Here is a 24,918-nt window from a genome sequence, read left to right as displayed (position 1 = left end):
TTGTGGCTTTCGCATTTGGCACTGCGCAGCAATTCGCATCAATCGAGCAGCTTCGCATGGTAAGTTCGGCTTTCAAAAAACAAGGCAAACCTGTCGTACTCATCCCGCTCGGCAGCGACATTCATGCAGGTCATCGCAGCTTATTGCGTGCCGCGAAGCGGATCCCGGGAGCTGTGACACTCGTCGTGGCAACCAGTAGTGCTCTTACTCCAGTCTTGCAGGAAGAAAGCATTGACGCCTTCGCCGTGCTTGACGACGCCACGTTGTTCCCTCATGGGCTTCGCACACAACTGGTGGTTCCTGATCGCGGTATGGAATCACCTGCAACACTTGCTAAAGATCTGACTCGCGTCTTGAGCTTGTGCACAAGTTTAAGCCCAACTGACCTCATTCTTGGCGAAAAAGATTATGAGCTATTAATTCTGGCCCAACATATGATTGTTGATCTGCATCTGCCCGTGAAAATTCATGCAGTTCAAACTGTGCGTCTTGCCGACGGACTGGCACTATCATTGCGCAACGCAAACCTTGATGAAACCGCGCGTGAACGTGCCTATGTGTTATCAGCGGCTTTAGCTGCAGGCGTGCATGCAGGTCAACGTGGTGTTCGCGCTATTAAGGAAACCATTGCAGAGGTTCTTGCTGCCGAAAACGTGCAGCCTACATATGTAAAGATTTTGCAGCCGAATTTAGAACCACTTGGGAAAGACCCCGAAGCACGTATTTTGCTTGCTGCAGACTTCAACGGCGTTCATTTGTTCGATAGCGCCCCTGTATTATTGCCGGAAAGTGCTGCAACCAGCACCGATGCTTCCCGCCAATAGGGATAAGTAGTGAATTAACCAAGCGTTTCAAGCAGTTAAAATGGGTTAGTTTCGCACGTAATCAAAAATCTTGACAGTGCAATCGGTCATGCTTAGTAGCAGGATGTTAGAGGTATCCGCTAGGCTAAATACTTGTGACTGACGTAAAACATACCCCAGTAAATGATGTTCCAGAACAACTCCGTATTCGTCGTGAAAAGCGGAGCAAGTTGCTGGCTGAAGGCAAAGAGGCCTATCCGGTTGTTGTTGACCGTACGATTTCCATTTCTGAGTTGCGTCAGAAATATCAGATTCGTGATGAGCACACTGTAGAACAACCAGGTATCACCTACTTGTCCGCCGGCGATGAAACTCACGACGAAGTTGCTATCGCAGGCCGTGTCCTGTTCGTCCGTAACACCGGTAAATTGTGCTTCGCTGCTCTACAAGAAGGCAATGGCACGCAGATTCAAGCCATGCTGTCACTTGCAGTTGTTGGTGAAGATCTGCTTTCGAGTTGGAAAACTGACGTTGACCTTGGCGATATCGTCTCTGTTCGCGGCCGCGTCATTGCGTCGAAACGCGGAGAGCTCTCGGTGATGGTGGCTTCTTGGCACATGGCTTCGAAGGCGTTGCGCCCACTTCCAGTAGCATTCGCGGAAATGAGCGAAGATACACGTGTGCGTCACCGCTATACCGACTTGATCATGCGTGACAAGGCTCGCGAAAATGCGATGACACGTATCAAAGTGATGCGTGCGCTGCGAAACTATTTGGAGTCTGAAGGCTTCTTGGAAGTCGAAACTCCAATGCTGCAAACCTTGCACGGTGGTGCTGCGGCGCGTCCATTCATGACGCATTCAAATGCGCTGGATATTGATCTGTACTTGCGTATCGCTCCAGAGCTTTACCTCAAACGCTGCGTTGTTGGTGGCATTGAGCGCGTGTTCGAGGTTAACCGCAACTTCCGCAACGAAGGCGTTGACTCCTCCCACTCACCAGAGTTCGCAATGCTTGAAACCTATCAAGCATGGGGTACCTACGATGATGGTGCTCGCATGATTAAGAACCTGATTCAATCTGTTGCAATGGATGTGTTTGGTTCTACCACCGTGACGCTTGCCGACGGTACCGAGTACGATCTCGGCGGGGAGTGGAGAGAAATTGAGATGTACCCATCTCTGAATGAAGCATTGCAGCGGAAGTTCCCAGGCCAGCCAGAAGTGACCATTCATTCCACAGTTGATGAGTTAAAGGCTATTGCTGAGGTCATTGGACTTGCCGTTCCTGCCAAGGGCGGTTGGGGACATGGCAAGCTGGTGGAAGAAATTTGGGAAGTTTTGTGTGAAGATCAGCTGGAAGGCCCAATTTTTGTGCGCAACTTCCCAGTTGAAACCTCACCATTGACTCGCCAGCATCGCGAATTAGAAGGTGTGACTGAAAAGTGGGACTTGTATGTTCGTGGCTTCGAGTTGGCAACTGGCTATTCTGAGCTCATTGACCCTGTGATTCAGCGCGAGCGTTTTGAAGATCAGGCACGCTTGGCAGCCGGCGGCGACGATGAAGCAATGGTGTTGGATGAAGACTTCCTCACTGCAATGGAACAAGGCATGCCACCAACAGCAGGTTGTGGCATGGGTATTGACCGTTTACTGATGGCACTGACCGGCCTTGGTATTCGTGAAACTGTATTATTCCCGATGGTAAAGCCAGAACAGCGATGAAATTAGCACAACTTTTGATTGAGCGTGCAGATGCTCAACGAAAATTAGGTGAATTGCGCACCCGATTGGCAAATGTCGCTCAGATACAAGAAGGTAGCGTACCTGTAGAAAGTCCTGATCAGCTGATTATATTGGCCGATCAGACTTTCAAACGACTTCAGCGATTGATCACAACCATTAATGCTGTCAATGCTCGCACTGAGGCAGCCCATGGTATGACCTTGGCTGATGCCATTGCGCGTCGTGATGTTTTGCGTCAAACTGCAGAGTTCTATAAGTCTGTATTTGAAGCAGCTACAAATACCCACATCCGATATTCTTCGAAAGAACTTCTGATGGTTCCAGGTGTAGACCCAGTAGCGATGCGTACAAAAGCAGATATGGCTTCGTTTGAATATCGCCATCTTGATGCGCTTATTCAGCAGGTCAACTGGGAGACTGAAGTACCAGAATTGTTGTAGTACAAGTAGGTAGCAGTTTGGTAAATCGTCAGTGAACACAATTTCTAACAGACCAATGAAGTCAAAGTTGCTGAGCCAACTGGAAATCTTATCGAGTATGCTCAACCGCTTATAGTTTATTGGTTATTTTTCACAAGTTACTACCACCGTGTTAGGGCATTTACCAACTGTGAGGGATGGATAAGGGGATAGATAAAAAGCTGGAAGTAGAACCATCATTCTACTTCCAGCTTTTTCTATTGTCGTACGTTCAACATTCAACAAAACGAAGGATCGGCATCGTTTGCTATGCGCAAGCACGGATGCCGTCCGCGCTTGCGCATAGCAAATGTTTGCAGCAATGTTTGCTGACTTGCGTGTCAACCACGAGAGCCAGCAAACATGCGCAGCTCTTAAAGCTTCAGCGCTGCGCGAATCTTAAGCAGCCACTGCCCGAATGGCTGATGATGTACGCCACCCGTCACCGAGAGGTTCTGTGAACTACTAATTGGTAACGCTTGTGTGATCGCCGCGATGAGCGTACCCATGAGTCCAAACACCGCAATGCCCGATAACACTAGTGTGACTGTGCTGTCCACGTCCGTTGCCGCAGGCTCCGGTTTCGTTGGAGGAACCACCGGCTTACTTGGTGTATCTGGCTTTGCACTTGCACATTGTTGTTTCAGTTGTTCAACCTTCGCAGTAAGCTCTTGCTGCTGCTTTTGCAAGTCTTCCTTCGCTTTCACCCATTTTTCCAAGGAAGGCAACAATGTTTGTGCTTCAGCACTTTGCACTGCTTGGAGCTTTGCCAATGCTGCGATTGCGGCCGACAAAGTTGGATGCACACTCGCATCCGCCTGGTTTGCAACTAAACTTTCAACAGTCCACGCAGCTCGAGTATCAGCGATCTCTTGAGCAGCCTGCGTAGCACTCTTCTTCGCGTTATAGTCTGGCTCCAGTTGGGATGCTTTTTCTGCTGCAGCAGCTGCAGCCGGCGTTGCAACAGCAACTTGCTCGTCAGCAGTCGTCTTGGCCGCAGTGGCTGCTGCAACTGCAGCAACCAGGTCCTTTTTAGTCCTCAACAGTTCTTCAGTTTGCGTCAGGGTCGCAAGTCGCTCATCAAGTGTTGCAATTGCGGCATCAATGGCAGCAATTTGCTCGCGCACATTATTGACTGCAGCCTCAATTTGTGGAAGATACGCCTCCCACTGCGTTTGTTGCGCTGCGATAGGAGCCAACTGTGCATCAAAACCCTGAATAGCAGTGTTGGCTTCATCGATTGCTTGTTGCGCTTCACTTATTTTTTCTTCAACGGCACGAATTGCACCTTGATGACGTTCCTGAGCGGCGAGTTGAGCATTTTGCCGAAGTTGTTCGAGCTCTTGCTGCAATGTGCCATAGCGTGTTGCGTTGGCTTCCAGCTGAGTACCAAGTTGCGCTTTTTCTGGGCTACCATCTGCGGCAGCTTGAAATTGATTCGCAAGTGCTTGTGTCTCAGCTGTTAGTTGAGCAAGCTCAGCTTCTTTTGCAGTGATTGGTTGTTGCAACTCAGCAACCGGCTGTGCAGGTGTGGCTCTGAGTGCCGTTGCTTGCTCACGCAAACGTTCCAATTCTGCTGTTTTGGCATCGACCACAGCTTGTTTTTCAGCTTTTTGTGTAGTGATTGCCTGAGCTTGGTTGCGGTACGTTTCTACATTTGTTTGTGCTTCCTCAAGCAGAGTTGTACCTTCTGGAAGCTGTGCCTCGAGAGCTGCTTTCCCTTCGACTTGCGCTGCTCGGTTGGTCGTCAGTTCTTTCTTTTCCGTAGAAATTTCACCGAGCTTAGTATCCAAAGCTTGTACGGTTGCCACATCAGCGAGCTCAGCGTGCTCCTGATTAAAAGTTTCGAGAGCACTTGTCGCCGCATTCAACTGCGTTGTTGCAGTCGCCTGTGCAGCGTCTGCTTCATTTTTCTTTGCTTGTGCAGCGGCGTTCTTCGCAGCGGCTGCATCATATTTCCGCTTAGCTTTATTTTCTGCTTGTTGAGCCTTCTCAAGGGCTTGTTGAGCATCGTATTGTACTTTGGCAAGTGCCTGTGCCGCAGCAGCACGCAGCGCAGGTAATGATTCATGATCAGCAGGCTTTTCTTGCGCCGCAGCAATTTGAGCTTGCAGGTCTTTGATTTTCGCGTCAGTAGTTGCAATTGCTTCGTCGACGCCAGCCAGTCGCTTCATTTCACCAGTGAAAGTCGGACGAATATCGTCGCGTTGGCATGTGAATGCGGTAGTTTCTGCACCTGCATACGGTGCTTGGATTGCTGGCACAAACGTTGCACAGAACAAAGATGTAGCAACAGTAATGCCCACGAGGCGTCGACGAGCTGGTTGAGCTAAGTGTGAATGTGTCATCAAAAGGCCTTAGGATCAAAAAACACGACAGTGTAAATGGATAGGTACAAATATAACTGTGTTCCAGTATAGAGAAGTAAACTAGTTCACAATACCATTTCTTTTGTGTTCTAGCTATCATTTTTATCACGATTGTGTTCGTCGCTACTTTCGAGCAGGGTTTAAGAAAATGGATCAGTTGGCGGCGTCGTCAAGCAAAGTGTTGGCACAATTTTGTCGATTTGAGTGCAGATTCTGGTCAATTTTACGCAATTTTGGCGTGTTCGCTAAAGGCGTACATTCCTATTTTTAGGCTTTTACCTGCGGTGATGTTGTCAGTTAGGGGGTCTGACTCGGTATTTGAGGTTCATATATGTGCAGAAATAGCTAAAGTGAAAGCATTAGAGAAATGTTAGGAGTACGCACATGTTTGAACGGTTTACGGATCGCGCACGTCGCGTGATCGTATTAGCGCAAGAAGAAGCACGCAGCTTAAACCATAGTTATATCGGCACTGAGCACATTTTATTAGGCCTGATTCAAGAAGGTGAAGGCGTTGCTGCCAAAGCCTTGGAATCAATGGGTATCGCATTAGATGCTGTCCGCCAAGAGGTTGAAGATATCATTGGCAAAGGCAGCGAGCCTCCAGTTGGGCATATTCCATTTACACCACGCGCGAAGAAAGTATTAGAGCTTTCATTGCGTGAAGGCCTGCAAATGGGGCATAAGTATATTGGCACGGAGTTTCTGTTGCTTGGTTTGATCCGCGAAGGTGAAGGCGTTGCTGCTCAGGTGCTCGTGAAGCTTGGTGCGGACTTGCCGCGTGTTCGCCAGCAAGTTATCCAGCTACTTTCTGGGTATGAAGGCGATCGCACAGAACAACCAGAAAAGGGCGAAGCTGTCGGCGCAGGCACCAGTAGCGGCCCACGTGGAAATCGCGGCAATGCCGCTGATCGCTCCAATTCCTTAGTGCTGGATCAGTTTGGTCGTAACCTCACACAAGCCGCACGTGAGGGCAAGCTCGATCCTGTGGTTGGTCGTGACAAAGAGATCGAACGTATTATGCAAGTTCTCTCGCGTCGCACCAAGAACAATCCAGTGCTTATTGGTGAACCAGGCGTGGGTAAGACTGCGGTGGTAGAAGGCTTAGCGCTGGATATCGTCAATGGTCGCGTGCCAGAGACCTTGAAAGATAAGCAACTGTACTCGTTAGACCTTGGTTCCTTGGTTGCAGGCTCACGCTATCGTGGTGATTTCGAAGAGCGCCTGAAGAAGGTGCTGAAAGAAATTAACCAGCGTGGCGATATTATCTTGTTCATCGACGAGATTCACACCTTAGTTGGTGCAGGTGCTGCAGAAGGCGCCATTGACGCTGCGTCCTTGCTGAAGCCAAAACTTGCTCGCGGAGAATTGCAAACCATTGGTGCAACTACGCTGGATGAGTACCGCAAGCATATTGAAAAAGATGCTGCATTAGAGCGTCGTTTCCAGCCGGTGACAGTGCCAGAACCTTCGGTGGAATTAACCATCGAAATTCTGAAAGGACTGCGTGATCGCTATGAAGCGCACCACCGCGTTTCGATTACCGATGGTGCCTTAGCTGCTGCGGCGAATTTGGCGTCACGCTATATTAACGATCGTTTCTTGCCAGATAAGGCTGTTGATCTTATCGACGAAGCTGGTGCGCGTATGCGTATTCGTCGTATGACCGCTCCGACTTCGCTGCGTGAAGTTGATGATCGTATCGCGAAAGTACGTGCGAAGAAAGAAGCTGCTATTGACGCTCAAGACTTTGAACAAGCAGCAAGTTTGCGTGAACAAGAGCGTGCGTTAAATGAGGAGCGTGCGGAAAAAGAAAAGCAGTGGCGCACTCGTGATCTCGAAGAAATTGCAGAAATTGGTGAAGAACAGATCGCTGAAATTTTGGCGAATTGGACTGGTATTCCAGTGTTTAAGCTCACCGAGGAAGAGTCCTCTCGCTTGCTGCATATGGAAGATGAGCTACATAAGCGCATCATCGGCCAGGAAGATGCGGTCAAGGCCGTCTCGCGTGCGATTCGTCGTACTCGCGCTGGCTTGAAAGATCCACGCCGCCCATCCGGTTCCTTCATTTTTGCTGGTCCATCAGGTGTTGGTAAGACCGAGCTGTCAAAGGCCTTGGCCAACTTCCTATTCGGCGACGATGATTCTCTGATTCAAATCGACATGGGTGAGTTCCACGACCGCTTTACAGCATCGCGTCTGTTTGGTGCTCCTCCAGGCTATGTCGGCTTTGAAGAAGGCGGCCAGCTCACTGAAAAGGTTCGTCGTAAGCCATTTTCCGTTGTGCTTTTCGACGAGATCGAAAAAGCGCATAAGGAAATCTATAACACCTTGTTGCAAGTCTTGGAAGAAGGACGCCTCACCGATGGCCAAGGTCGCGTCGTAGACTTTAAGAACACCGTGATGATCTTTACCTCGAACTTGGGAACCCAGGATATTTCCAAGGCCGTGGGAATGGGCTTTAGTGCAGTTGGTGAACAAGATGCACAAGGTCAGTACGAGCGCATGAAGAACAAGGTCAATGATGAGCTGAAGAAGCACTTCAGGCCAGAGTTCTTAAACCGTATTGATGATATTGTGGTCTTCCATCAGCTCACTCAGGAACAGATTGTTGAGATGGTTGATCTGCTCATCAGTCGCGTTGCTAAGGCCTTGGCCGCTAAGGACATGGATATCGAGCTGACGCAGAAGGCAAAGGATCTGCTGGCAAAGCGTGGCTTCGATCCAGTGCTCGGTGCTCGTCCGTTGCGTCGTACGATTCAGCGTGAAATCGAAGATGCGCTCTCTGAAAAGATCCTGTTCGGAGAACTCGGTGCTGGTGAAATCGTGACCGTTGATGTTACCGGTTGGGACGGCGCATCGAAGGAAATTCAAGATGCACAATTTACCTTCACACCACGACCAAAACCACTGCCAGAAGACCTTGAGTTTGCAGCAGTCACAGCTGAGGTTGCAGCAGAACTCGCTGGTGGTGAGCACACCGATGCTGAAGGCAGCGGTCGTCACGCGATGCCAGAAGCATAACCACCTGGGATAATACCTAGTGAAAGATATGCCGAGTGGGCACGGGGAAACCTGTGTACACTCGGCATTTTCCTTATGAAGGAAATTGGGGTGTGGTTGAAGAAAATGCTGGGCAAGGAATACTCGAGCTGATGCTGGCGTGCACTGTTGCGTCGTCAAGCATGCATGTCAGCGGTGCGGTATTAACGCTGGCAGTAGTTTTGTGGCGGATGATTTTTGAAAAGACTGATCAAATATGGCATTGCAATGGGGAAATCGCCAAAAATATGCAAAGCGTGGTTAATGCCTACGTGATGTTTCGCAAAAAGGCTTGGGAAGATTGCCGAGTATAACGCGACGTCGCTACCATGATCACAATAACGTTTGGCGAGTGCGCGTACCTGCTCGTGAGGAATGAGATCATCGGTAGGGGAACTGCCAAGGAGTAACGGTCCAGTAGTTTTCTGCTGGCCGAGAAGCTGCTGCTCTAAAATTCGATTTGCAACGGGGTCTTCCAAGAAAATCTCATTAAAACGGCGGCCATCTTTTGTGAAACGGCGGCTATCGGCAAAACCGAAGCGGAAAATCGCATCGGTGACGCAACTATTTGCTGTTTTAGCTAAAAATGCCTGACCTTCTGCGTTCACATGCTGAGCAAGTAACTGCTGGATATGCGGATAGCGCGCGGCAAAACCATTTAATGCCATGCCGGTAACACCCGCGATGCTTGAGCCATTGACGGCAGAAAACACAGATACTAAGTCCGCCGGAGGAGCACCAGCATACGTACCCTTGAGATTCAGTTCTGGTGCATAACTTGCGGCATATTCAGCGGCGGCAGCAGCAGCGCCACCGCCTTGACTGTAACCGTAAAACGCCAGAGGTGATTGTCGTGGAACCCCCGCAGCTTGCAGACCAGCACGAGCGGCATCTAAAACAGCATGTGCTTCTTCAATATGGTTGGAATACGTATGAATACCTGGAGTGCCCAGCCCAATATAATCAGTCACAATCACGCGAATGCCTAAGCTTGCAGTGATCTGTTGCATGAGAATCTCATAATTCACACTGACCGTTTTATTGGACAGGGATACATTTCCTTGCAGCCACTTTCCCTTAGAGGGTGCACAATGATCGCCTTGACCGCGCGTACCAGGGGCAAACACGATGGTAGGGGTTGGGCCTGGACCATCCCACTGCTTCGTAGGTTCAATGACATAGCCACTTACTGCGACAGGGTTCCCGAACTCGTCGGTAGACGTATATAAAATCTTTTGCGTATACCCTGGGAACTCAGGGCCGAGCACATTTAAAATATTCGGAATAGGCTTGGTACGAATAAGCGCGCCTGGGGTTGGATCAAACTGCTCTGGCGGTTGATAAAAGGCAGCGTCATAGTCATTTTCGAGCACAGAATCACTGGTAGTCGTCAATGTCCATTGCAGACCACGTGCGAATTTTTGGAGCTCGTCGGATGCTGCAGACGCTGCTGAGCTGGTGTCGTCCCATGCTGTGTCAAGAGCATCAGCGATAGCACTGGTTGAGCTTGTGCCGAGTGCGGGTGCGGCGGGCTGGTGATCAGCGGGTGCGGCGGCCGGATTGCTTGTGCCGGGTGCGGCGGCCGAGATACCAGCGGCAGGCGCAGCGTCGTTAAGCGGAGTGCGAGGAGCAGTACTTCCAAGCGCGGCGATTTCAAATTCACTATGGGCATCACGTGTGACTAAGCCATGAGAAAACAGCGGTGCACTATGTGCTGGTGAGATGCTCGAGCCGAGCAAGATGGTTGTGAACAATATAGAAAGGCTTGGGCGTATACGCATGTCAGCACATATTACTTGGATGCCCGCAAAACTGTGAAGTCTTCGCGATTGACTGAAGATTTCTTGCTCACTCACGCGGCAGATGCAAGAAACCGTCGGTGTGGGCGGCTAGGCCGTCGTCAAGCAAACTCAAAATACAAGCCGCGACCTGCTGTTCGGGGAAACCCAAGGTATAACACTCAGCTGGATCAACCGGTTGCGAACTTGAACGCAATAATGCCATGATTGCGCCGCGAACCTGCCGATTCGTGCCGGCAAATGGTTGGGATCGCTTGGTAGCGCGTTGTTGTTCCAGAGCGGTTGGTTCAGGAGCGCCAAGTGCTTGCCACAAACACACAGGTCGAATGGGGCAGTGCTCACACTGTGGGGAAGACGTGCACACAAGCGCGCCAAGTTCCATAATTGCCACAGAGACCAGGTGAGCATCGGTTGTCGGAAGCAATGCGAGCAGCGACCTGCGATCGGCTTGCGTGGTGTGTTGAGACGCAACGAGTTTCTTGCCTTTGAGCACACGCGTGAGTACTCGCCGAACATTGGTATCGATGACCGGCACACGCTGGTGAAACGCAAACGCTGCAACCGCGCTTGCGGTGTAATCGCCAATGCCAGGTAATGCAAGTAACTGTTCTACGTCATGCGGCACTACACCACCGTGACGGGTGACAATTGCTTCGGCGCATTCTTGCAGTCGCAATGCGCGCCGGGGATATCCCAAATTGGCCCAGGCTTGCAAAATTTCAGCTTTCGGCGCGTTGCTCAGTGCAAGCGGGGTTGGCCATTTATGCATCCAGGCTTGCCATAATGGTTCTACACGATGAACTTGTGTTTGCTGACTCATAACTTCGCTCACGAGTATTCCCCACGCCGAAGTGGCCGAGTGTCGCCAGAGAATGCTGCGCGCGGACGTGCGATACCACGCAAGCAACGGCTCGTGAAACTCGGGGGTCTGCTGGGTGAGAGGAAGTGCAACAGCCATAAGAATTCCCCATTCTAGACTCTAAAATTTCCCACAAGTGAAATGGACATGCCAAGATGGAAAGCATGAATGCGCAACCTCATGATCCAGCAAGCGTATGGAAGGGTTTACTCGAGGGTAATCGCCGTTTCGCAGCGGGAACCCCTGAGCATCCGAACCAGTCGATTACGCGTCGCAAAGAATTGCAAGGCGGCCAAAACCCACGTGCAGCGATTTTGACCTGCGGCGATTCCCGTGTGCCGGTGGAGTTGCTTTTCGACGTCGGGTTGGGCGATATCTTCACCGTTCGCACCGCCGGGCAGGTTGTGGACTCGGCAGTATTAGCGTCGTTGGAATATGCAGTTGCGGTTCTGGGTGTGGAAGTGCTGATTGTATTAGGGCACGAATCGTGTGGTGCGGTTAAGGCTACGAGTGAAGTTGTGTTGCAAGGTCGCGACGTTTTGACCGGTCATCAACGCACTATTATTGAGCAGATTGCGCCATCTATTTTAGAAGCTCAAAGCAAAGGCGGGCACACTGCTGAGCATTTCGAACGGGCACATGCGCAAGCTATTTTGGAAAAGGTTATGCAGCTCTCACTCGTGGTTCATCAACATGTGGATGCTGGCGAAGTTGCTGTGGTTGCGGCGCGGTATCGGTTGAAAGATGGACGGGTGGAAACGATTTCGACTGAAGGACTGTAGGTTGCTGCTGGTGCAGGTGTTGTGGTGCGCGAGCCGCGAGTGCGGAAAAAGCGAGCAACACACCGCACCTATCAGCCGTGTTGGTGCTGGCATGGCATAGGCTGAAAGGCGTGGATCGTCGAACTTCTTATTCCAGCAGCTCCCGTCCTCCTCGTCGGAGTCCCCGCTCAACGCGTGGTGCGGCAGCAAGGACAGCTGCTCCTGGTCGCTTGCCGGAAATCTACTATAAACGGCGGCGAATCACTGCAGTGTTGTTGTTGATTGTTATTGGCATGGGCATTATGCTTGCCAGCTTTTGGCGGAATAATACTGGTACACCGAGCAATGTAGTAGCCACCGCAACAACTGCGGCGCCAACAAGTGCAATGCCTTCTGCCACGAGTAGTCAAGCTCCGATGACTTCTGAAGCGCCGGTTACCAGTGCTGTTCCAACAACATCTGAAGCTGCGCCAACTAGTGAAGCAGTAGCTGTGGATGCGTCAGCCTGTGTATTACAAGATTTAGAGATTGTCGCACAGACCAGCCAACCTTCGTTTGTGGATGGTGCTTCACCAGTGTTTTATATGAGTGTGAAGAACCCAACTGAGCAAGAATGTACGATCGATCTGAATAAAGATGTTTTGCGCTTTGAGGTGTATCACCTTGCAACCAATGAACGCATCTGGTCGGATATCGACTGCAATGCTCCGGAAGGCACTGGCGTACAGAGCTTTAAGCCAGGTGAAGTGATTAATTATAAGGCGACGTGGTCGCGTACAAAGTCCGCACCAAACAGCTGTGATGAACGTCCATCTGTGCCAGCTGGTGACTATTTCTTGCATGCAGTTATTGGTGAAGAACCATCTGTCCCAGTGCCATTCTTCATCGGATAGTATCACCGAAGATCCAAGTTTTTAGTGCTAGAGACCAGCACTTTCGTTACTGTTGTGGCGAAGGTGCTGGTTTTTTATATGGTTGTGAAGGTACGAGAGGAGCAGAGGTGAGGGTTGGAGCTGTTCGTGAGACGAGAGGAGTGGAGAACTGGTTGCGGGCGAGTACTGATATTAGGTGAAGATGGCCAATGCGTCGGCAAGCGTTGCAACTTCGCGTAGCTGCATGCCGGCAACTGTGATTCCTGTGACTGGCACAACAGCATTAGTAAACCCGAGGCGTTGTGCTTCTTGTAATCGTCGCTGCAGATTTGGTACTCGACGAATTTCACCAGCCAGGCCGACTTCGCCAATAATGACAGTTTTAGCAGGCAGCGGCTTGTGCAACATAGTAGAAGCAGTTGCAAGTGCGACGGCAAGATCAGTAGCCGGTTCACCTACTTTCATGCCACCGACTGTTGCCACGTATACCTCTTTATTGTGCGTGCGCTGGCCGGCTCTTGCGGCAAGCACCGCTAAGACCATTGGCACACGAGCCGGATCGAGGCCTGTGACCGCACGTCGAGGATTTTTTGATTCAGTTGGAACAACGAGTGCTTGAATTTCGGCTAAAAGTGGACGGACACCATCCATCGCTACCGTAATAGCAGAGCCATCAGTTGCGGTATCGCGATGAGATAAAAACAGCCCTGAAGGATCGCTGACTTCTTGAATCCCATGTGCGTGTTGTTCAAAACACCCCACTTCATCCGTTGCGCCAAAACGGTTTTTCATTCCGCGTAACATGCGCAAACTTGAATGCCGATCACCTTCAAAATGCACAACAACATCAACTAAATGCTCCAATACACGCGGGCCAGCGACATTGCCATCTTTCGTGACATGGCCAACCAAAATAATTGGAATCCCAGTGGTTTTCGCAAGCGTTGTCAGAGCAGCTGTCACCGCGCGTGATTGCGCGACTCCACCGGCCACACCTTCGATTCCAACAGCTGTCATAGTTTGCACGGAATCAACGATCACCAGACTTGGTTTCAGCTGGTTAATGTGGCCGAATACAATATCAAGATTTGATTCAGCGGTAAGGTACAAAGTCGGCACAAGTGCTCCGGTACGCTTCGCGCGCATCCGCACCTGTCCCGCAGATTCCTCAGCAGTCACATACAGTGCGTGGCGATTCCCGCCTTTGGCAGTTGGTTGCTGCGCCCACCTAGCTGCAACTTCGAGCAAAAGCGTTGATTTACCAACACCTGGTTCACCAGCAAGTAAAATCACCGAACCTGGCACAATGCCACTGCCTAACACGCGGTCGAGTTCGCCAATACCAGTTGGGATACTGACAGCTGCCTGATCAGGGATTTGCGTAATAGCTTGTGCTGGTGTTGTAGGCGTTAAGCCTTGCGGCATCACGCCGAGTTCAGTGGCTTTCACTGCATGCGTCGTATTCGCCACAGAGGATTCCTCCATGGATCCCCATGAACCGCATTCTGGGCAGCGCCCAAGCCATTTTGATGAGCTATATGAGCACTGAGAACAGGTATGAATGGTACGCACTTTTTTCGCCATGCCACAACTTTACAAAATAGCTTTTCCATTGTGTGAAGATGAGTCTGTTTTGGCAGCTCAGTACTGGTGTTGCGTGATACACAGTGCAAATGAAGTAAAACAGTAGGGAAGTTTTGATGGATTGAGAAGCTCAGCGGCGTCGTCAAGCAAGCATGCGCAAGTTGAGATGCGCCGTACCGCGTAGGTTTGCCTAGAACTGGCGTGGTCTCGGTGGCGGGTGGCGGGTGGCTAGAGGTGAAATAGCCGACAGTCGCGGGCGCAAAGGCGCGGGAATCAAAAACTCCGGATGCCAACCAGCGACAATACCTCAAAGGCCGAAAACCAAAACCACCACCTGCATGGCACATATGGTGCATCAGGTGGTGGGGAATAGGTTTTGAAGAGTGCAGAATTAGTGGCTGTGGCTTTCAGCGCCAGTTTCGCGATCAACCATGCCGGACTCCAACACAGGTGCAGAGATTGCGGCGTTAGTGGTAATAGTTGCATTGTCGAACGTGAAGGTTACGTCCTTGCTGCCGCCAAGCGCAAAACCGGAGTTCTTGACGGAGCTAGAGACATAGGAGATGCAACCATTCTTGGACTGAGGCAGCTTTTCAAGTTCAGACTTAATATCTGCAACGATGGTGCAATTGGTCTTCAGTTCGGTCTCGCCAGTGAGCTCGACTTCCTCACCATCGATAGAAACCGACTTCAACGTGTGAACAGTATCGGTATCGTCGAGGTTCATAGCAGTGAACTTCACACCAGTTTCACCCTGATCAGTGACCTGGATGGTGACGTCGCGAACTGCAATGGTTCCGTCTTCGGAGTCAGCAGACGCACCGTCGACAGCAGCAACTTGGTTTGCAGTCTGGGAGATCTGACCTGCGGAACACGATGCCAAGATCAGTGCAGATGCAGCAGCGACGGAAATCATGGCGCCGCGGCGAGCAGCGGTCTTTAGGGCCTTCACAGTGTTCATCCTCCGTTATGGTGGCTGGGACAATCAGGCTGAGCACACAGCCTGAGAAAATTATCGATTCTTACCTTAGCGTTTCGAGGTACATTACGCACATAGATACTCAAGACTTTTTTGCCAAATGGGGGGATACGAAAGGGGGAGTATTTCTCTTTTTGTGACCTATTTAATATTTTATCTGATTCTGCTTTGGGCCAATCGGTGGCATTTACCGTTGGATCAAGCGGTAGCATTTGCCAGGCGTGGTAGAATTATCGAAGTATTTTCAGTGTGTGTGAATCGACACTCGTATAAGGAGAACTAGATCTATGGAGTTCCAGGTCGGCGATACCGTCGTATATCCGCATCATGGTGCGGCAATCGTGGAAGCGATTGAATACCGTGAACTGGGCGGGGAAACCGTAGAGTATCTGGTGCTGCAGATCCATCACTCTGATCTGGTCGTGCGCGTGCCTGCGAAAAATGCAGAGCGCGTGGGTGTTCGCGATGTCGTTGATGATGATGGTCTCCAGCGTGTGTTCGGTTTTCTGCGTGAAATCGATGTCGAAGAAGCCGGTAACTGGTCCCGCCGCTTTAAGGCCAACCAGGAGCGTTTGGCATCCGGTGATGTGAACAAGGTTGCTGAGGTTGTGCGCGACTTGTGGCGTCGTGACCAGGGCAAAGGCTTGTCTGCTGGCGAAAAGCGCATGTTGGCTAAGGCTCGTCAGATTCTTGTTGGTGAGCTGGCATTGGCGCAGATCAAAGATGAGCAGCGCGCAGATGAACTTCTTGCCGAAGTGGCTGCCACAATTGAGCGTCACCGTGCAGAAGGCGTAGAAGAAGAGGAACAAGTCAAGATTATTGAAGGTGATGATCTTGACCTCGACGATTTAAGCTTTGACGACGAAGACTAGTTCCTCAACCTTCTTTTGAACGACAAGGAGTGCCAAATGGCTGGTGTTCCTACGTGTAGCCAGCGTCCAGTTGTAGCATTGATCGCCGCAGCTGGGACAGGTTCGCGCCTGGGCGCAGAAATCCCAAAAGTGTATGTGGCACTACGTGGAATGACCCTGCTCGAACGTAGTATTCGCGCTATGCTCGCTGCTGAAGTGGTCGATGAAATCATCGTGCTAATTTCGCCTGCGATGCAAGATCTCGCAGAGAAGATTTTGCTTGCAAGCGGAGTCTATGAGCAGGCAATTCCAATCCGCTTGGTCCATGGCGGTGGCGAACGTGCCGATTCTGTGTGGGAAGGCCTGAAAACAATCACAACGCCTGATGCCATCGTCATCATTCACGATGCCGCACGCGCGCTGACCCCACCGGATATGATCGCGCGCGTAGTACATGCGGTTGATAGTGCCACGCCTGCCGTCATCCCCGTACTTGAGGTTGTCGATACCGTGAAAGAAATCGCCGATAATCACGTGGTACGCACTCCGCCGCGCACGCATTTACGTGCGGTTCAGACTCCTCAGGGTTTTTCTTTAGCGCAGTTGCGCACCGCGAATGAACAGTACTTTGCCCAGGTGCAGCCAGATTTTATTGCCACCGATGATGCGTCCTTAATGGAGTGGGCCGGTTATCCAGTGCTCTGTGTGCCTGGCGATCCACTGGCGTTGAAGATCACCACGCCGCTCGACTACGCCTTGGCGCAAACACTCACTGATCCCACCGCTACCCCAACTTTTGAGGTTCCCGATGTCTAATCCAATCATTCCACGCGTGGGAATCGCCACCGACGCCCACCAAATTCAACCCGGAAAACCCTGTTGGATTGCCTGTTTGCTCTTTCCTGATGCAGCCGGTTGCGAAGGCCATTCCGATGGCGATGTTGTCGCCCATGCGCTTGTCGACGCTCTCCTATCTGCGGCAAATCTTGGGGATTTAGGTTCCTTTGTGGGAGTTGGCCGGCCGGAATACGACGGGGTGGCAGGTGCTCAGTTATTGGCCGAATGTCGGGATCTGCTGCATGACCATGGATTTACCATTGGTAATGGGGCTGTGCAGTTGGTTGGACAAACTCCTAAAATGGGCCCGCGTCGCAAAGAAGCGGAAGCTGTAATGTCAGAAATTTTAGGGGCACCAGTATCGGTTTCAGCCACAACGACCGACCATATGGGGTTTACCGGTAGGGGAGAAGGGCGCGCGGCGATCGCCACAGCTGTTGTGTGGAAATGAGATCTTCTTCACCCCATGACACAAAAGAACGACCCTTATCATGTAGTTTTTGCCCGTTTCGCACAAAAGTAGGGGTAGGTTGCGGGGGTAATTTTGCTGAAACTTATTGTCATTGAGTAATCAAGGTTCCATAATAAGCGATAGAGAGAACTTCTTGGGTGTTACTGAGTCTTTATTGCAGGCATGACCAGGAGGAGCGCTTGGGAGAACACGCGTATAGCAGTGTTCACCTGAGAAAAACTTGACGTGTCCATTCCTGTGTATACAAAAGGTTTGAGTTCCAAATGACTGGTACATCCACTCCCGCTTTGCAGCCATTGGTTGCCCGAGTGCTGAGCAATAACGCAGTGCTTGTGGGGCAAGGCGCTGAGCAGCATGTACTTGTTGGGCGCGGGATCGGTTTCGGCGTCAAGGCAGGCCAAGCGATCAACATCCAAGAAGACCACCAAAAATACGTCTATCTCACTGACGAGCAAGTCCAGTTTTTCAATTCGGTAAAAACCCTTGATAGCGGACGTATTGAAACATTTTCCACGGCCTTGGACCTCGCCGCCGATTTACTCGGCCCGCTTGATCCAAGCGTGTATGTCATTGTAGTGGAACATCTCTCCTTTGCCGTCGATAGGCTCATGCAAGGCGAAGCCATTATGAACGCCTTAGCCGGCGAGATCCAAGCAGTATTCCCCGAAGAATACGCAGCTGCAGAAGTGATGCTGCAATATATCAACACGCGGCTGACCGAAATAGAACTCCCAAGTTGCGAAGCCGGATTCCTCGCGCTGCACTTAAACGCAGCACTTGGAAACACCAGCGTGAAAACCCCACTTGCTCAAGCGCATCAGCTTGCTGAGCTCGTGGCCCACGCCCGCAGCATCTTAGGGATTGAGCACGCCACAACCACGAATCATGTCGATGGTTTGGAATCGATGATTGCACGGTTAATGCGAAGATTGCGCAGTGGATCCTTGCGCGACAACTACGCTGCGATGGCAATTAGCAGCCAGTTGCATCGGGAAAGCGTGCTCGCCACAGAGATTATTTGTCGTATTTTACATACTCATTCAATGCCATCAGCAGCCAAGGGCGAAGCTGCCTATTTGGCGGTGTATCTCCACGGCTGTTGGCAAGATCACCACATGAGCAAGAAAGGAAACGCACAACATGAATAGTGCATTGTTTGCCGGATTGCAGAAGCTGGCCAAGGCCTTAATGGGCGCGGTCGCTGTGCTGCCGGTCGCAGCGCTGATGACCGGTATTGGTTATTGGCTCGACCCAGAAGGTTGGGGCTCGAATTCGATTTTGGCCTCTGTGCTTATCTCTTCTGGTGTTGCCATCCTCGGTAGCCTCGGCATGATCTTTGCTGTCGCTATTTCCTATGGCATGTCTAAGGATAATAACGGTGCAGCAGCCCTTTCCGGCCTGGTCGGTTTCTTAACCATCACCAAGCTTCTCGACGCAAAAGCGGTGGCTGGCTACCGTGGTATCGACGCTGATAGCCTCGAAGGTCAAGCTGCGATTGAATGGGCAGCTGAAGGCTGGAAGGCAGTCGGCAACAGCAATGTCTTGTTCGGTATCTTAATTGGTTTGCTTGCTGCATGGACCTATAACCGCTTCCATGCAACCAAGTTGCCAGACTTCCTGGCCTTCTTCTCCGGGCGTCGCCTGGTTCCAATTCTGGTTTCCTTCTTCTCGATCATTCTCACCGCCATCTTGTACTTCGTATGGCCAGTGATTTACCATCTGCTGTTCAACTTGGGTGAAACCTTCCAAGGCATGGGTGCGCTCGGTGCTGGTCTGTACGCATTCTTCAACCGCCTGCTCATCCCAACCGGTCTGCACCACGCACTGAACTCGATCTTCTGGTTCGATGTGATCGGTATTAACGATATTGGTAAGTTCCTCAAGGGCGGCGAAACCATTGCCGCTGCAGCTGCAGCAACCGATGCAGCATCTTGCCCAGGTACCTGGACTGGTTCTGCTTGTGAAGTTGTTGGTGTAGTCGGCCGCTACCAGGCTGGCTTCTTCCCAGTGATGATGTTCGGTTTGCCAGGTGCTGCATTGGCGATTTTCCTGCGCTCCAAGCCAGAGCGTAAGAAGGTTGTTGGTTCCCTCATGCTCGCAGGTGCACTGGCATCGTTTGCAACCGGTGTGACCGAGCCTCTGGAGTTCTCCTTCATGTTCGTCGCCCCACTGCTGTACTTGGTTCACGCAATTCTCACCGGTATTTCTGTGGCCATTGCAGCAGCAATGGGCTGGACCGCAGGCTTCGGCTTCTCGGCAGGTGCAGTTGACTTGATTCTCAGCACCCAGAACCCACTGGCAAACCAGTGGTGGATGCTGCTGGCACTCGGTGTTGTGTACTTCGGCCTCTACTTCGGCGCCTTCTACGCCTTAATCGGTGCGCTGAATATGTTCACCCCAGGTCGCGAGCCTGAAGACGAGGAAATCTCCGATAACCTCATGGAAACCGACGCTGATGTTGCAGTCGCAGCACGCCAGATCATCGTAGGTCTCGGTAGTGGTGCAAATATCGCAAGCCTCGACTACTGCGCAACCCGCCTGCGTGTAACGGTGAAAGACTACGTGCAGGTTTCCGAAAAGGAAATTAAGAAGGCTGGTGTTGCAGGTGTGATCCGCCCATCGCAAACCGCTGTTCAGGTTGTCATTGGTCCAAAGGTACAGTTCGTGTATGACGAAGTTGCACGCCAGCTCAAGGGCACCGCTGCAGTGCTCGAAGGAGAAAAAGAATTCTAATGTTCGGATTCGGAAAGAAGAAAGTGCATCTGCAGGCACCATTTGCAGGTACCGTCGTTCCTATTAAGGAAGTTCCCGACGAAGTGTTCGCCGCCGGCATGCTCGGCGACGGCTGCGCCCTTCTCCCTGATAAGAACCTACAGACCCTTGACGTCCACGCACCAGTGGCCGGCACCATCGTCACCATCTTCCCAACCATGCACGCCTTTGCTATTAAGACCGAAGAAGGTCTTGAAGTGCTCGTGCATATCGGCCTTGATACCGTTGAACTCAAAGGCCAAGGATTTGAGAAGTTCGTAGCCAAAGGTGACACCGTCACCGCCGGCCAACTGATCGTGCGCGTTGATGTTGCCAGCGTGACAGAAGCTGGCAAACCACTCGTTACCCCAGTGGTAATGACAAATAAAAAGCAAGTAGCAGCAATTGATGTGAAAGCTACCTCGGCAATGCAAGGCCAAGAATTGATGGTTGTGACACTGGCATAGCGTCGTTTCGCAACCGGGAAGAGCCGTCGCTGGCAATCAGCGGCGGCTTCTTCTATGTATTAAGGAAACCGTGCACTACACTGGGAGGAGTGACATTACGCATTTTTGACACTGCAACTCGTACACTTCGTGAATTCAGCCCACTTCGACCCGGGCACGTCTCAATCTACCTGTGCGGCGCCACTCCGCAAACGCAGCCACATATCGGCCACGTGCGCTCCGGCGTCGCTTTCGATATTGTGCGCCGCTGGTTTATCGCGAAGGGCTACGACGTGGCATTCGTGCGCAACGTTACCGACATCGATGACAAAATCCTCACCAAAGCCGCCGAGCACAATCGCCCGTGGTGGGAATGGGTGGCAACCTACGAACGCGAATTTACCTGGGCATATAATCAGCTCGGCGTATTGCCGCCGAGCGTCGAACCACGCGCAACTGGCCATATGACCCAAATGGTCGATTATATGCAGCGGCTTCTCGACGCCGGATTCGCCTACACTGCCGAAGGATCCGTCTACTTTGATGTTGCAGCTTGGGTACAAGCCGCAGGATCCGATTACGGACACCTCTCTGGCAACCGCGTGACAGAAATGGAACAAGGCGAAACCGACCAGCATGGCAAGCACAATTCCTTGGACTTTGCCCTCTGGAAAGCCGCAAAACCAGGCGAACCATCCTGGCCAACCCCGTGGGGGCCAGGACGTCCCGGCTGGCACCTGGAATGCTCCGCAATGGCAACCTGGTACCTCGGCGGCGCATTCGACATTCACGGCGGCGGACTTGATCTCCAATTCCCGCACCATGAAAACGAAATCGCCCAATCACACGCCGCAGGTGACGACTTTGCCCAATACTGGATGCACAACCACTGGGTGACTATGGCCGGGGAAAAAATGTCCAAATCCCTTGGCAACGTGCTCTCCGTACCAGCCATCCTCGAGCTTGTCCGCCCCGTCGAACTGCGCTACTACCTCGGCTCAGCCCACTACCGCAGCGTCCTCGAATACTCCGAAGCCGCGCTCCTCGAAGCCGCCCAAGGCTATCGCCGCATCGAAGCCTTCCTGGAAAAAATTGGCGAGGTTCCAATTGGTACCTACACTGAAGCCTTCGAAGCAGCGCTTGACGACGACTTCTCCGTGCCTCGAGCACTCGCAGAAATCCACAACACTGTCCGCCTCGGCAACACGGCCCTGGCAGACGGCGACCTCGACACCGCGCGCACTCATGGTGCAAACTTGCGCGCAATGACATCCATCCTTGGAATCGACCCACAATCACCAACCTGGGCGACCCAAACCACCAACAACGACACCGCCCATCACGCACTCGACACCCTTGTGCAAGCCGAACTTAATCGGCGTGCCACCGCCCGAGCGGAAAAGAACTGGGCGCTTGCTGATGAAGTACGCGATCGACTCGCGGAAGCTGGGATTGTTGTGACTGATACGCCTGATGGACCGCACTGGTCCCTCGCATAACTCTATTAAGGAAATTTACATGGCAGGAAATGATCCAAAACGCCCTGGACTGCGCAAAACGAATAAGAAAGGCGCAACCAAGGGTTCTGGCGCAGTGCGTCGTCGCGCACTGAAAGGCAAAGGGCCGACCCCTAAAGCAGAAGATCGCGTGTACCACGCGGCGCACAAGCGCAAACTTGAGCGTGAACGCCGTGCGCGCGGTCGCCATATTAAGGAAGAAACCACCGAACTGGTGGTTGGGCGCAACCCAGTTATCGAATGCCTCAATGCGCGCGTGCCGGCAACCGCGCTGTACGTCGTTGAAGGCACGTCGAAAGATGACCGCCTGACCCAAGCACTCCATATGGCGCACAGCCGCTCGATCCCGCTCATTGAAGTTGCGCGGCACGAGATGGACCGGATGACCGGTAACGGCATGCACCAAGGTATTGGCCTGCAGGTGCCGCCATATAAATATGCAGAGGTATTCGACCTGATTGCCAACGTGCGTGAATCCGGCGAAAAAGGCATGATCGTGGTGCTTGATAACATTACCGATCCGCGTAACCTTGGTGCCGTTATTCGATCCGTGGCAGCTTTTGGTGGCCACGGCGTGGTGATTCCAGAGCGTCGTTCAGCTTCCGTGACGGCAGTTGCCTGGCGGACCTCGGCGGGCACGGCGGCGCGATTGCCGGTGGCGAAGGCGACAAACATTACCCGCACTATTAAGGAATTCCAACAAAACGGATACCAGGTTGTCGGCCTCGATGCCGGCGGCGATGCAACCCTCGACACCTACAATGGCACCGATAACGTTGTTATTGTGGTTGGCTCTGAGGGTAAGGGCATCTCGCGACTGGTGCGTGAGAATTGCGATACCCTCATGTCGGTACCGATGACGCCGTGGGTTGAATCCCTGAACGCGTCGGTTGCTGCAGGCGTTGTGCTCAGCGAATTTGCGCGTCAGCGCCGGGTTGGCAAGTAACTATTAAGAAAAAGCGTCCTTCTATTAGGGCGCTTTTCTTAATAGGGGGCTGTATTAGACACCGTACACCCGATTGTGGCCCCCTTGATTTTTCTTATAACATTTTCAGTTGCGGGCCATGCGTCATACTGGTTTGATGTGCTCATGGGAGTCATTGAGCAAGTAGCACAAACCGCGTCGTTAGGCGCGCAGTTGATCTTGGAACTGCGGTCGTCAGGCATGACAGTGTCTGAAACCGCCGCCATGCTCGACATCTCCCATGCCCGCGCCTCGCTCTACCTCGCGATCGGCAAAGCCCTCAACACGCAGGACCTGCACGTCGCTGCGGCGTGCGGATACAGCGTCGATAGGCTGCATGAACTGTCGTCGTTGGAGAAGCGGCTGAAGAATCCGAATGTGGATGTGCCGAGTTTGCGTCGCCGCCTTATTAAGGAATGTGCGCATATGAACCACCGTGAGCTGCGGCTGTACATCCGTGCGCTTATCGACGAGCTGAACGATGGCTACATCCCGCAACGAGCCTGGTACCTGCGATACTCGACCCAAGCCGACGCCGACGGCATGAAATACCTGATCGCGAAAATGCCGGCCGCCAACATCGAGCGTCTGCACACAACCTTGACTCCGCAAGCCCGCGCACTTGCCGCGCATGGCACCGCGGTGAGCGAAGCCGAGGGGCACGCAATGGCGCTTTACGAACGCTGCACCAGCGGCGTCAAACTGGACCGCTACGAGCATGTCGCCGATGGTGAAACCGTCGACAATCCGAAAGATCTCAGGCACCGGCCGTGCATCTTGGTGCCGTTGCACGACGCGCAGGCGCTCGCTGATGGCACCGTGGTGAACACCGATGGCGAACTTCTTGATATTAAGGAACTCGTCAACACGAAAATCGCGGACCTGGGATTCGCCGTCGCCTGCTACCACGACGTCGAAGGCATACCGCGGCCACAAAAAGTCTTCGAAATAAAAAGGCTTGCCGACGCCGATGATCGTTTCCTTACCATCATCTCGCATCTGGTTTGCCAACACGCAGACTGTGACATACCAGCAGTCAGATGCGAGATTCACCATATCCAGGCCTTCTCTAGAGGTGGGGCCACCACACTCGAGAACCTTTGTCCGCTGTGTCGAAAACACAACCTGGATAACGACGATGATCCGGCGATTCGCAAACACGGTCACGTTATTAAAGACCCGGACACAGGTATGACCTGGTTTAGCGACCACCTGGGGCACAAAAGACGAAACCAGGCCAGGGTGCAGCAATATAATGGCATGGCGTATGCCCAACGCGTATTAGGGAAACGCTAAGCGAATTAAGAGTTGCTGAAAATAGCCGAGCTCAAAAAGGAGACTCGGCTATTAAGGCTGCCTTGATGAGTAAAAAGGAAAAGAACATTCCTTGATCTATTAAGGCCCGTTTCTTAAATTACAATAGTGCAGTTCTACCCCCGCTATATTGAAAAACGATGCCATTTAAGAGTGGATGGTGGATTATATAAAACTGCCTAAAGTGCCAGTTAAAGGCATATTTTAAAATTGGTAAATGTAAAACGATGATTTCCTGATGTTGAATATATGAAATCGATTTTACCTCCGCTCGGCAGTATTTTTTTGAAGTTGCCCTTGTGGGCTTGATTGTTGATTGTCATAATTAAAGCCGTAACCGCAGTTAACATTAGATATCAATAAAAACAAGGTAATTTGATAAAAATTACCAGCGGTTACTGACAATCGAGTTGATTTTATGAGGGGACGAAATTAACTCGAGATGTGTCAGAGGTAGAGGGGGTTTCCTCTGGTACATATCCCGTGGTCATTTCC

General features: G+C 51.8%; 17 protein-coding genes and 2 pseudogenes. 14 read left to right on the top strand and 5 right to left on the bottom strand.

What is annotated here, in order from left to right:
* The first annotated feature begins 2 nt into the window (after positions 1–2).
* The 3 genes from NXS99_RS07050 to NXS99_RS07040 all read left to right on the top strand — a co-directional run bounded on the left by NXS99_RS07050 (position 3) and on the right by NXS99_RS07040 (position 2,988).
* The gene (locus NXS99_RS07050) at positions 3–824 is read left to right on the top strand and encodes a pantoate--beta-alanine ligase (RefSeq protein WP_259287959.1); all 822 of its coding nucleotides are present in this window, start codon (positions 3–5) and stop codon (positions 822–824) included.
* A gap of 134 nt (positions 825–958) precedes the next feature.
* On the top strand, positions 959–2,527 hold the full coding sequence (lysS, locus tag NXS99_RS07045; RefSeq protein WP_259287958.1) for a lysine--tRNA ligase: 1,569 nt from the start codon (positions 959–961) through the stop codon (positions 2,525–2,527).
* Positions 2,524–2,988 carry a DIP1984 family protein gene (locus tag NXS99_RS07040; protein ID WP_259287957.1) on the top strand — a complete coding sequence of 155 codons (465 nt, stop codon included), beginning with the start codon at positions 2,524–2,526 and terminating at the stop codon, positions 2,986–2,988. Before lysS ends, NXS99_RS07040 begins: the two co-directional genes overlap by 4 nt.
* Positions 2,989–3,380: 392 nt before the next feature.
* Here NXS99_RS07040 and NXS99_RS07035 read toward each other — a convergent pair whose 3' ends face one another.
* A complete protein-coding gene (locus tag NXS99_RS07035) occupies positions 3,381–5,354 on the bottom strand; it encodes a hypothetical protein (RefSeq protein WP_259287956.1) in 1,974 nt (657 codons plus the stop codon).
* A gap of 405 nt (positions 5,355–5,759) precedes the next feature.
* Here NXS99_RS07035 and NXS99_RS07030 point away from each other — a divergent pair.
* A pseudogene (locus NXS99_RS07030) lies at positions 5,760–8,327 on the top strand (ATP-dependent Clp protease ATP-binding subunit); the annotation flags it as partial.
* Positions 8,328–8,581: 254 nt separating this feature from the next.
* On the opposite strand, the gene NXS99_RS07025 reads toward NXS99_RS07030, so the two are convergent.
* Positions 8,582–10,171: a lipase family protein gene (locus NXS99_RS07025; protein WP_259287954.1), complete on the bottom strand. Its 1,590-nt coding sequence runs from the start codon at positions 10,169–10,171 to the stop codon at positions 8,582–8,584.
* Positions 10,172–10,265: 94 nt separating this feature from the next.
* On the bottom strand, positions 10,266–11,174 hold the full coding sequence (locus NXS99_RS07020; protein ID WP_259287953.1) for an A/G-specific adenine glycosylase: 909 nt from the start codon (positions 11,172–11,174) through the stop codon (positions 10,266–10,268).
* A 65-nt stretch (positions 11,175–11,239) separates the two neighbouring features.
* Here NXS99_RS07020 and NXS99_RS07015 point away from each other — a divergent pair, with 65 nt between their 5' ends.
* Entirely contained in the window at positions 11,240–11,857 is a 618-nt protein-coding gene (locus NXS99_RS07015) for a carbonic anhydrase (protein ID WP_259287952.1), read from the top strand.
* Positions 11,858–11,967: 110 nt separating this feature from the next.
* Complete coding sequence (locus tag NXS99_RS07010) at positions 11,968–12,729, top strand: hypothetical protein (protein ID WP_259287951.1); 762 nt, start codon at positions 11,968–11,970, stop codon at positions 12,727–12,729.
* 171 nt (positions 12,730–12,900) lie between these two features.
* On the opposite strand, the gene radA is transcribed toward NXS99_RS07010, so the two are convergent.
* Positions 12,901–14,292, bottom strand: coding sequence for a DNA repair protein RadA (radA, locus tag NXS99_RS07005; protein WP_259287950.1), 1,392 nt, complete (start codon positions 14,290–14,292; stop codon positions 12,901–12,903).
* 391 nt (positions 14,293–14,683) lie between these two features.
* Positions 14,684–15,253 (bottom strand): hypothetical protein, encoded by a 570-nt coding sequence (locus tag NXS99_RS07000; RefSeq protein ID WP_259287949.1) that lies wholly within the window; start codon positions 15,251–15,253, stop codon positions 14,684–14,686.
* 305 nt (positions 15,254–15,558) lie between these two features.
* Between NXS99_RS07000 and NXS99_RS06995 the strand changes: the two genes are divergently transcribed.
* The 8 genes and pseudogenes from NXS99_RS06995 to NXS99_RS06955 all read left to right on the top strand — a co-directional run bounded on the left by NXS99_RS06995 (position 15,559) and on the right by NXS99_RS06955 (position 24,405).
* Positions 15,559–16,143: a CarD family transcriptional regulator gene (locus NXS99_RS06995; RefSeq protein ID WP_259287948.1), complete on the top strand. Its 585-nt coding sequence runs from the start codon at positions 15,559–15,561 to the stop codon at positions 16,141–16,143.
* 36 nt (positions 16,144–16,179) lie between these two features.
* A complete protein-coding gene (gene ispD / locus NXS99_RS06990; RefSeq protein ID WP_259287947.1) occupies positions 16,180–16,938 on the top strand; it encodes a 2-C-methyl-D-erythritol 4-phosphate cytidylyltransferase in 759 nt (252 codons plus the stop codon).
* A complete protein-coding gene (ispF, locus tag NXS99_RS06985; RefSeq protein ID WP_259287946.1) occupies positions 16,931–17,410 on the top strand; it encodes a 2-C-methyl-D-erythritol 2,4-cyclodiphosphate synthase in 480 nt (159 codons plus the stop codon). Before ispD ends, ispF begins: the two co-directional genes overlap by 8 nt.
* 284 nt (positions 17,411–17,694) lie before the next feature.
* Positions 17,695–18,579 carry a PRD domain-containing protein gene (locus NXS99_RS06980; RefSeq protein ID WP_259287945.1) on the top strand — a complete coding sequence of 295 codons (885 nt, stop codon included), beginning with the start codon at positions 17,695–17,697 and terminating at the stop codon, positions 18,577–18,579.
* Positions 18,572–20,649 (top strand): annotated as a pseudogene (nagE, locus tag NXS99_RS06975) (N-acetylglucosamine-specific PTS transporter subunit IIBC). Before NXS99_RS06980 ends, nagE begins: the two are co-directional and overlap by 8 nt.
* 89 nt (positions 20,650–20,738) lie before the next feature.
* Positions 20,739–22,127, top strand: coding sequence for a cysteine--tRNA ligase (cysS, locus tag NXS99_RS06965; RefSeq protein WP_259287942.1), 1,389 nt, complete (start codon positions 20,739–20,741; stop codon positions 22,125–22,127).
* Positions 22,128–22,146: 19 nt separating this feature from the next.
* Positions 22,147–23,091: a 23S rRNA (guanosine(2251)-2'-O)-methyltransferase RlmB gene (gene rlmB, locus NXS99_RS06960; protein ID WP_259287941.1), complete on the top strand. Its 945-nt coding sequence runs from the start codon at positions 22,147–22,149 to the stop codon at positions 23,089–23,091.
* Positions 23,092–23,235: 144 nt separating this feature from the next.
* Positions 23,236–24,405, top strand: coding sequence for an HNH endonuclease (locus tag NXS99_RS06955; RefSeq protein WP_259287940.1), 1,170 nt, complete (start codon positions 23,236–23,238; stop codon positions 24,403–24,405).
* The last annotated feature ends 513 nt before the right edge of the window (positions 24,406–24,918 follow it).

The sequence above is a fragment of the Corynebacterium sp. HS2168-gen11 genome (genome assembly GCF_024834075.1).
Lineage (GTDB): Bacteria > Actinomycetota > Actinomycetes > Mycobacteriales > Mycobacteriaceae > Corynebacterium.
The sequence above is the reverse complement of the archived record's forward strand: the minus strand, read 5'-3'. Positions and strand labels throughout refer to the sequence as shown.

What these genes read in the sequence shown, in the direction of transcription:
- NXS99_RS07040 (WP_259287957.1), top strand. Translation starts at nt 2,524, where the DNA reads ATGAAATTAGCACAACTTTTGATTGAGCGTGCAGATGCTCAACGAAAA.
- NXS99_RS07035 (WP_259287956.1), bottom strand. Translation starts at nt 5,354, where the DNA reads ATGACACATTCACACTTAGCTCAACCAGCTCGTCGACGCCTCGTGGGC.
- NXS99_RS07020 (WP_259287953.1), bottom strand. Translation starts at nt 11,174, where the DNA reads ATGGCTGTTGCACTTCCTCTCACCCAGCAGACCCCCGAGTTTCACGAG.
- NXS99_RS07015 (WP_259287952.1), top strand. Translation starts at nt 11,240, where the DNA reads ATGAATGCGCAACCTCATGATCCAGCAAGCGTATGGAAGGGTTTACTC.
- radA (WP_259287950.1), bottom strand. Translation starts at nt 14,292, where the DNA reads ATGGCGAAAAAAGTGCGTACCATTCATACCTGTTCTCAGTGCTCATAT.
- NXS99_RS07000 (WP_259287949.1), bottom strand. Translation starts at nt 15,253, where the DNA reads ATGAACACTGTGAAGGCCCTAAAGACCGCTGCTCGCCGCGGCGCCATG.
- NXS99_RS06995 (WP_259287948.1), top strand. Translation starts at nt 15,559, where the DNA reads ATGGAGTTCCAGGTCGGCGATACCGTCGTATATCCGCATCATGGTGCG.
- ispD (WP_259287947.1), top strand. Translation starts at nt 16,180, where the DNA reads ATGGCTGGTGTTCCTACGTGTAGCCAGCGTCCAGTTGTAGCATTGATC.
- ispF (WP_259287946.1), top strand. Translation starts at nt 16,931, where the DNA reads ATGTCTAATCCAATCATTCCACGCGTGGGAATCGCCACCGACGCCCAC.
- NXS99_RS06980 (WP_259287945.1), top strand. Translation starts at nt 17,695, where the DNA reads ATGACTGGTACATCCACTCCCGCTTTGCAGCCATTGGTTGCCCGAGTG.
- rlmB (WP_259287941.1), top strand. Translation starts at nt 22,147, where the DNA reads ATGGCAGGAAATGATCCAAAACGCCCTGGACTGCGCAAAACGAATAAG.
- NXS99_RS06955 (WP_259287940.1), top strand. Translation starts at nt 23,236, where the DNA reads ATGGGAGTCATTGAGCAAGTAGCACAAACCGCGTCGTTAGGCGCGCAG.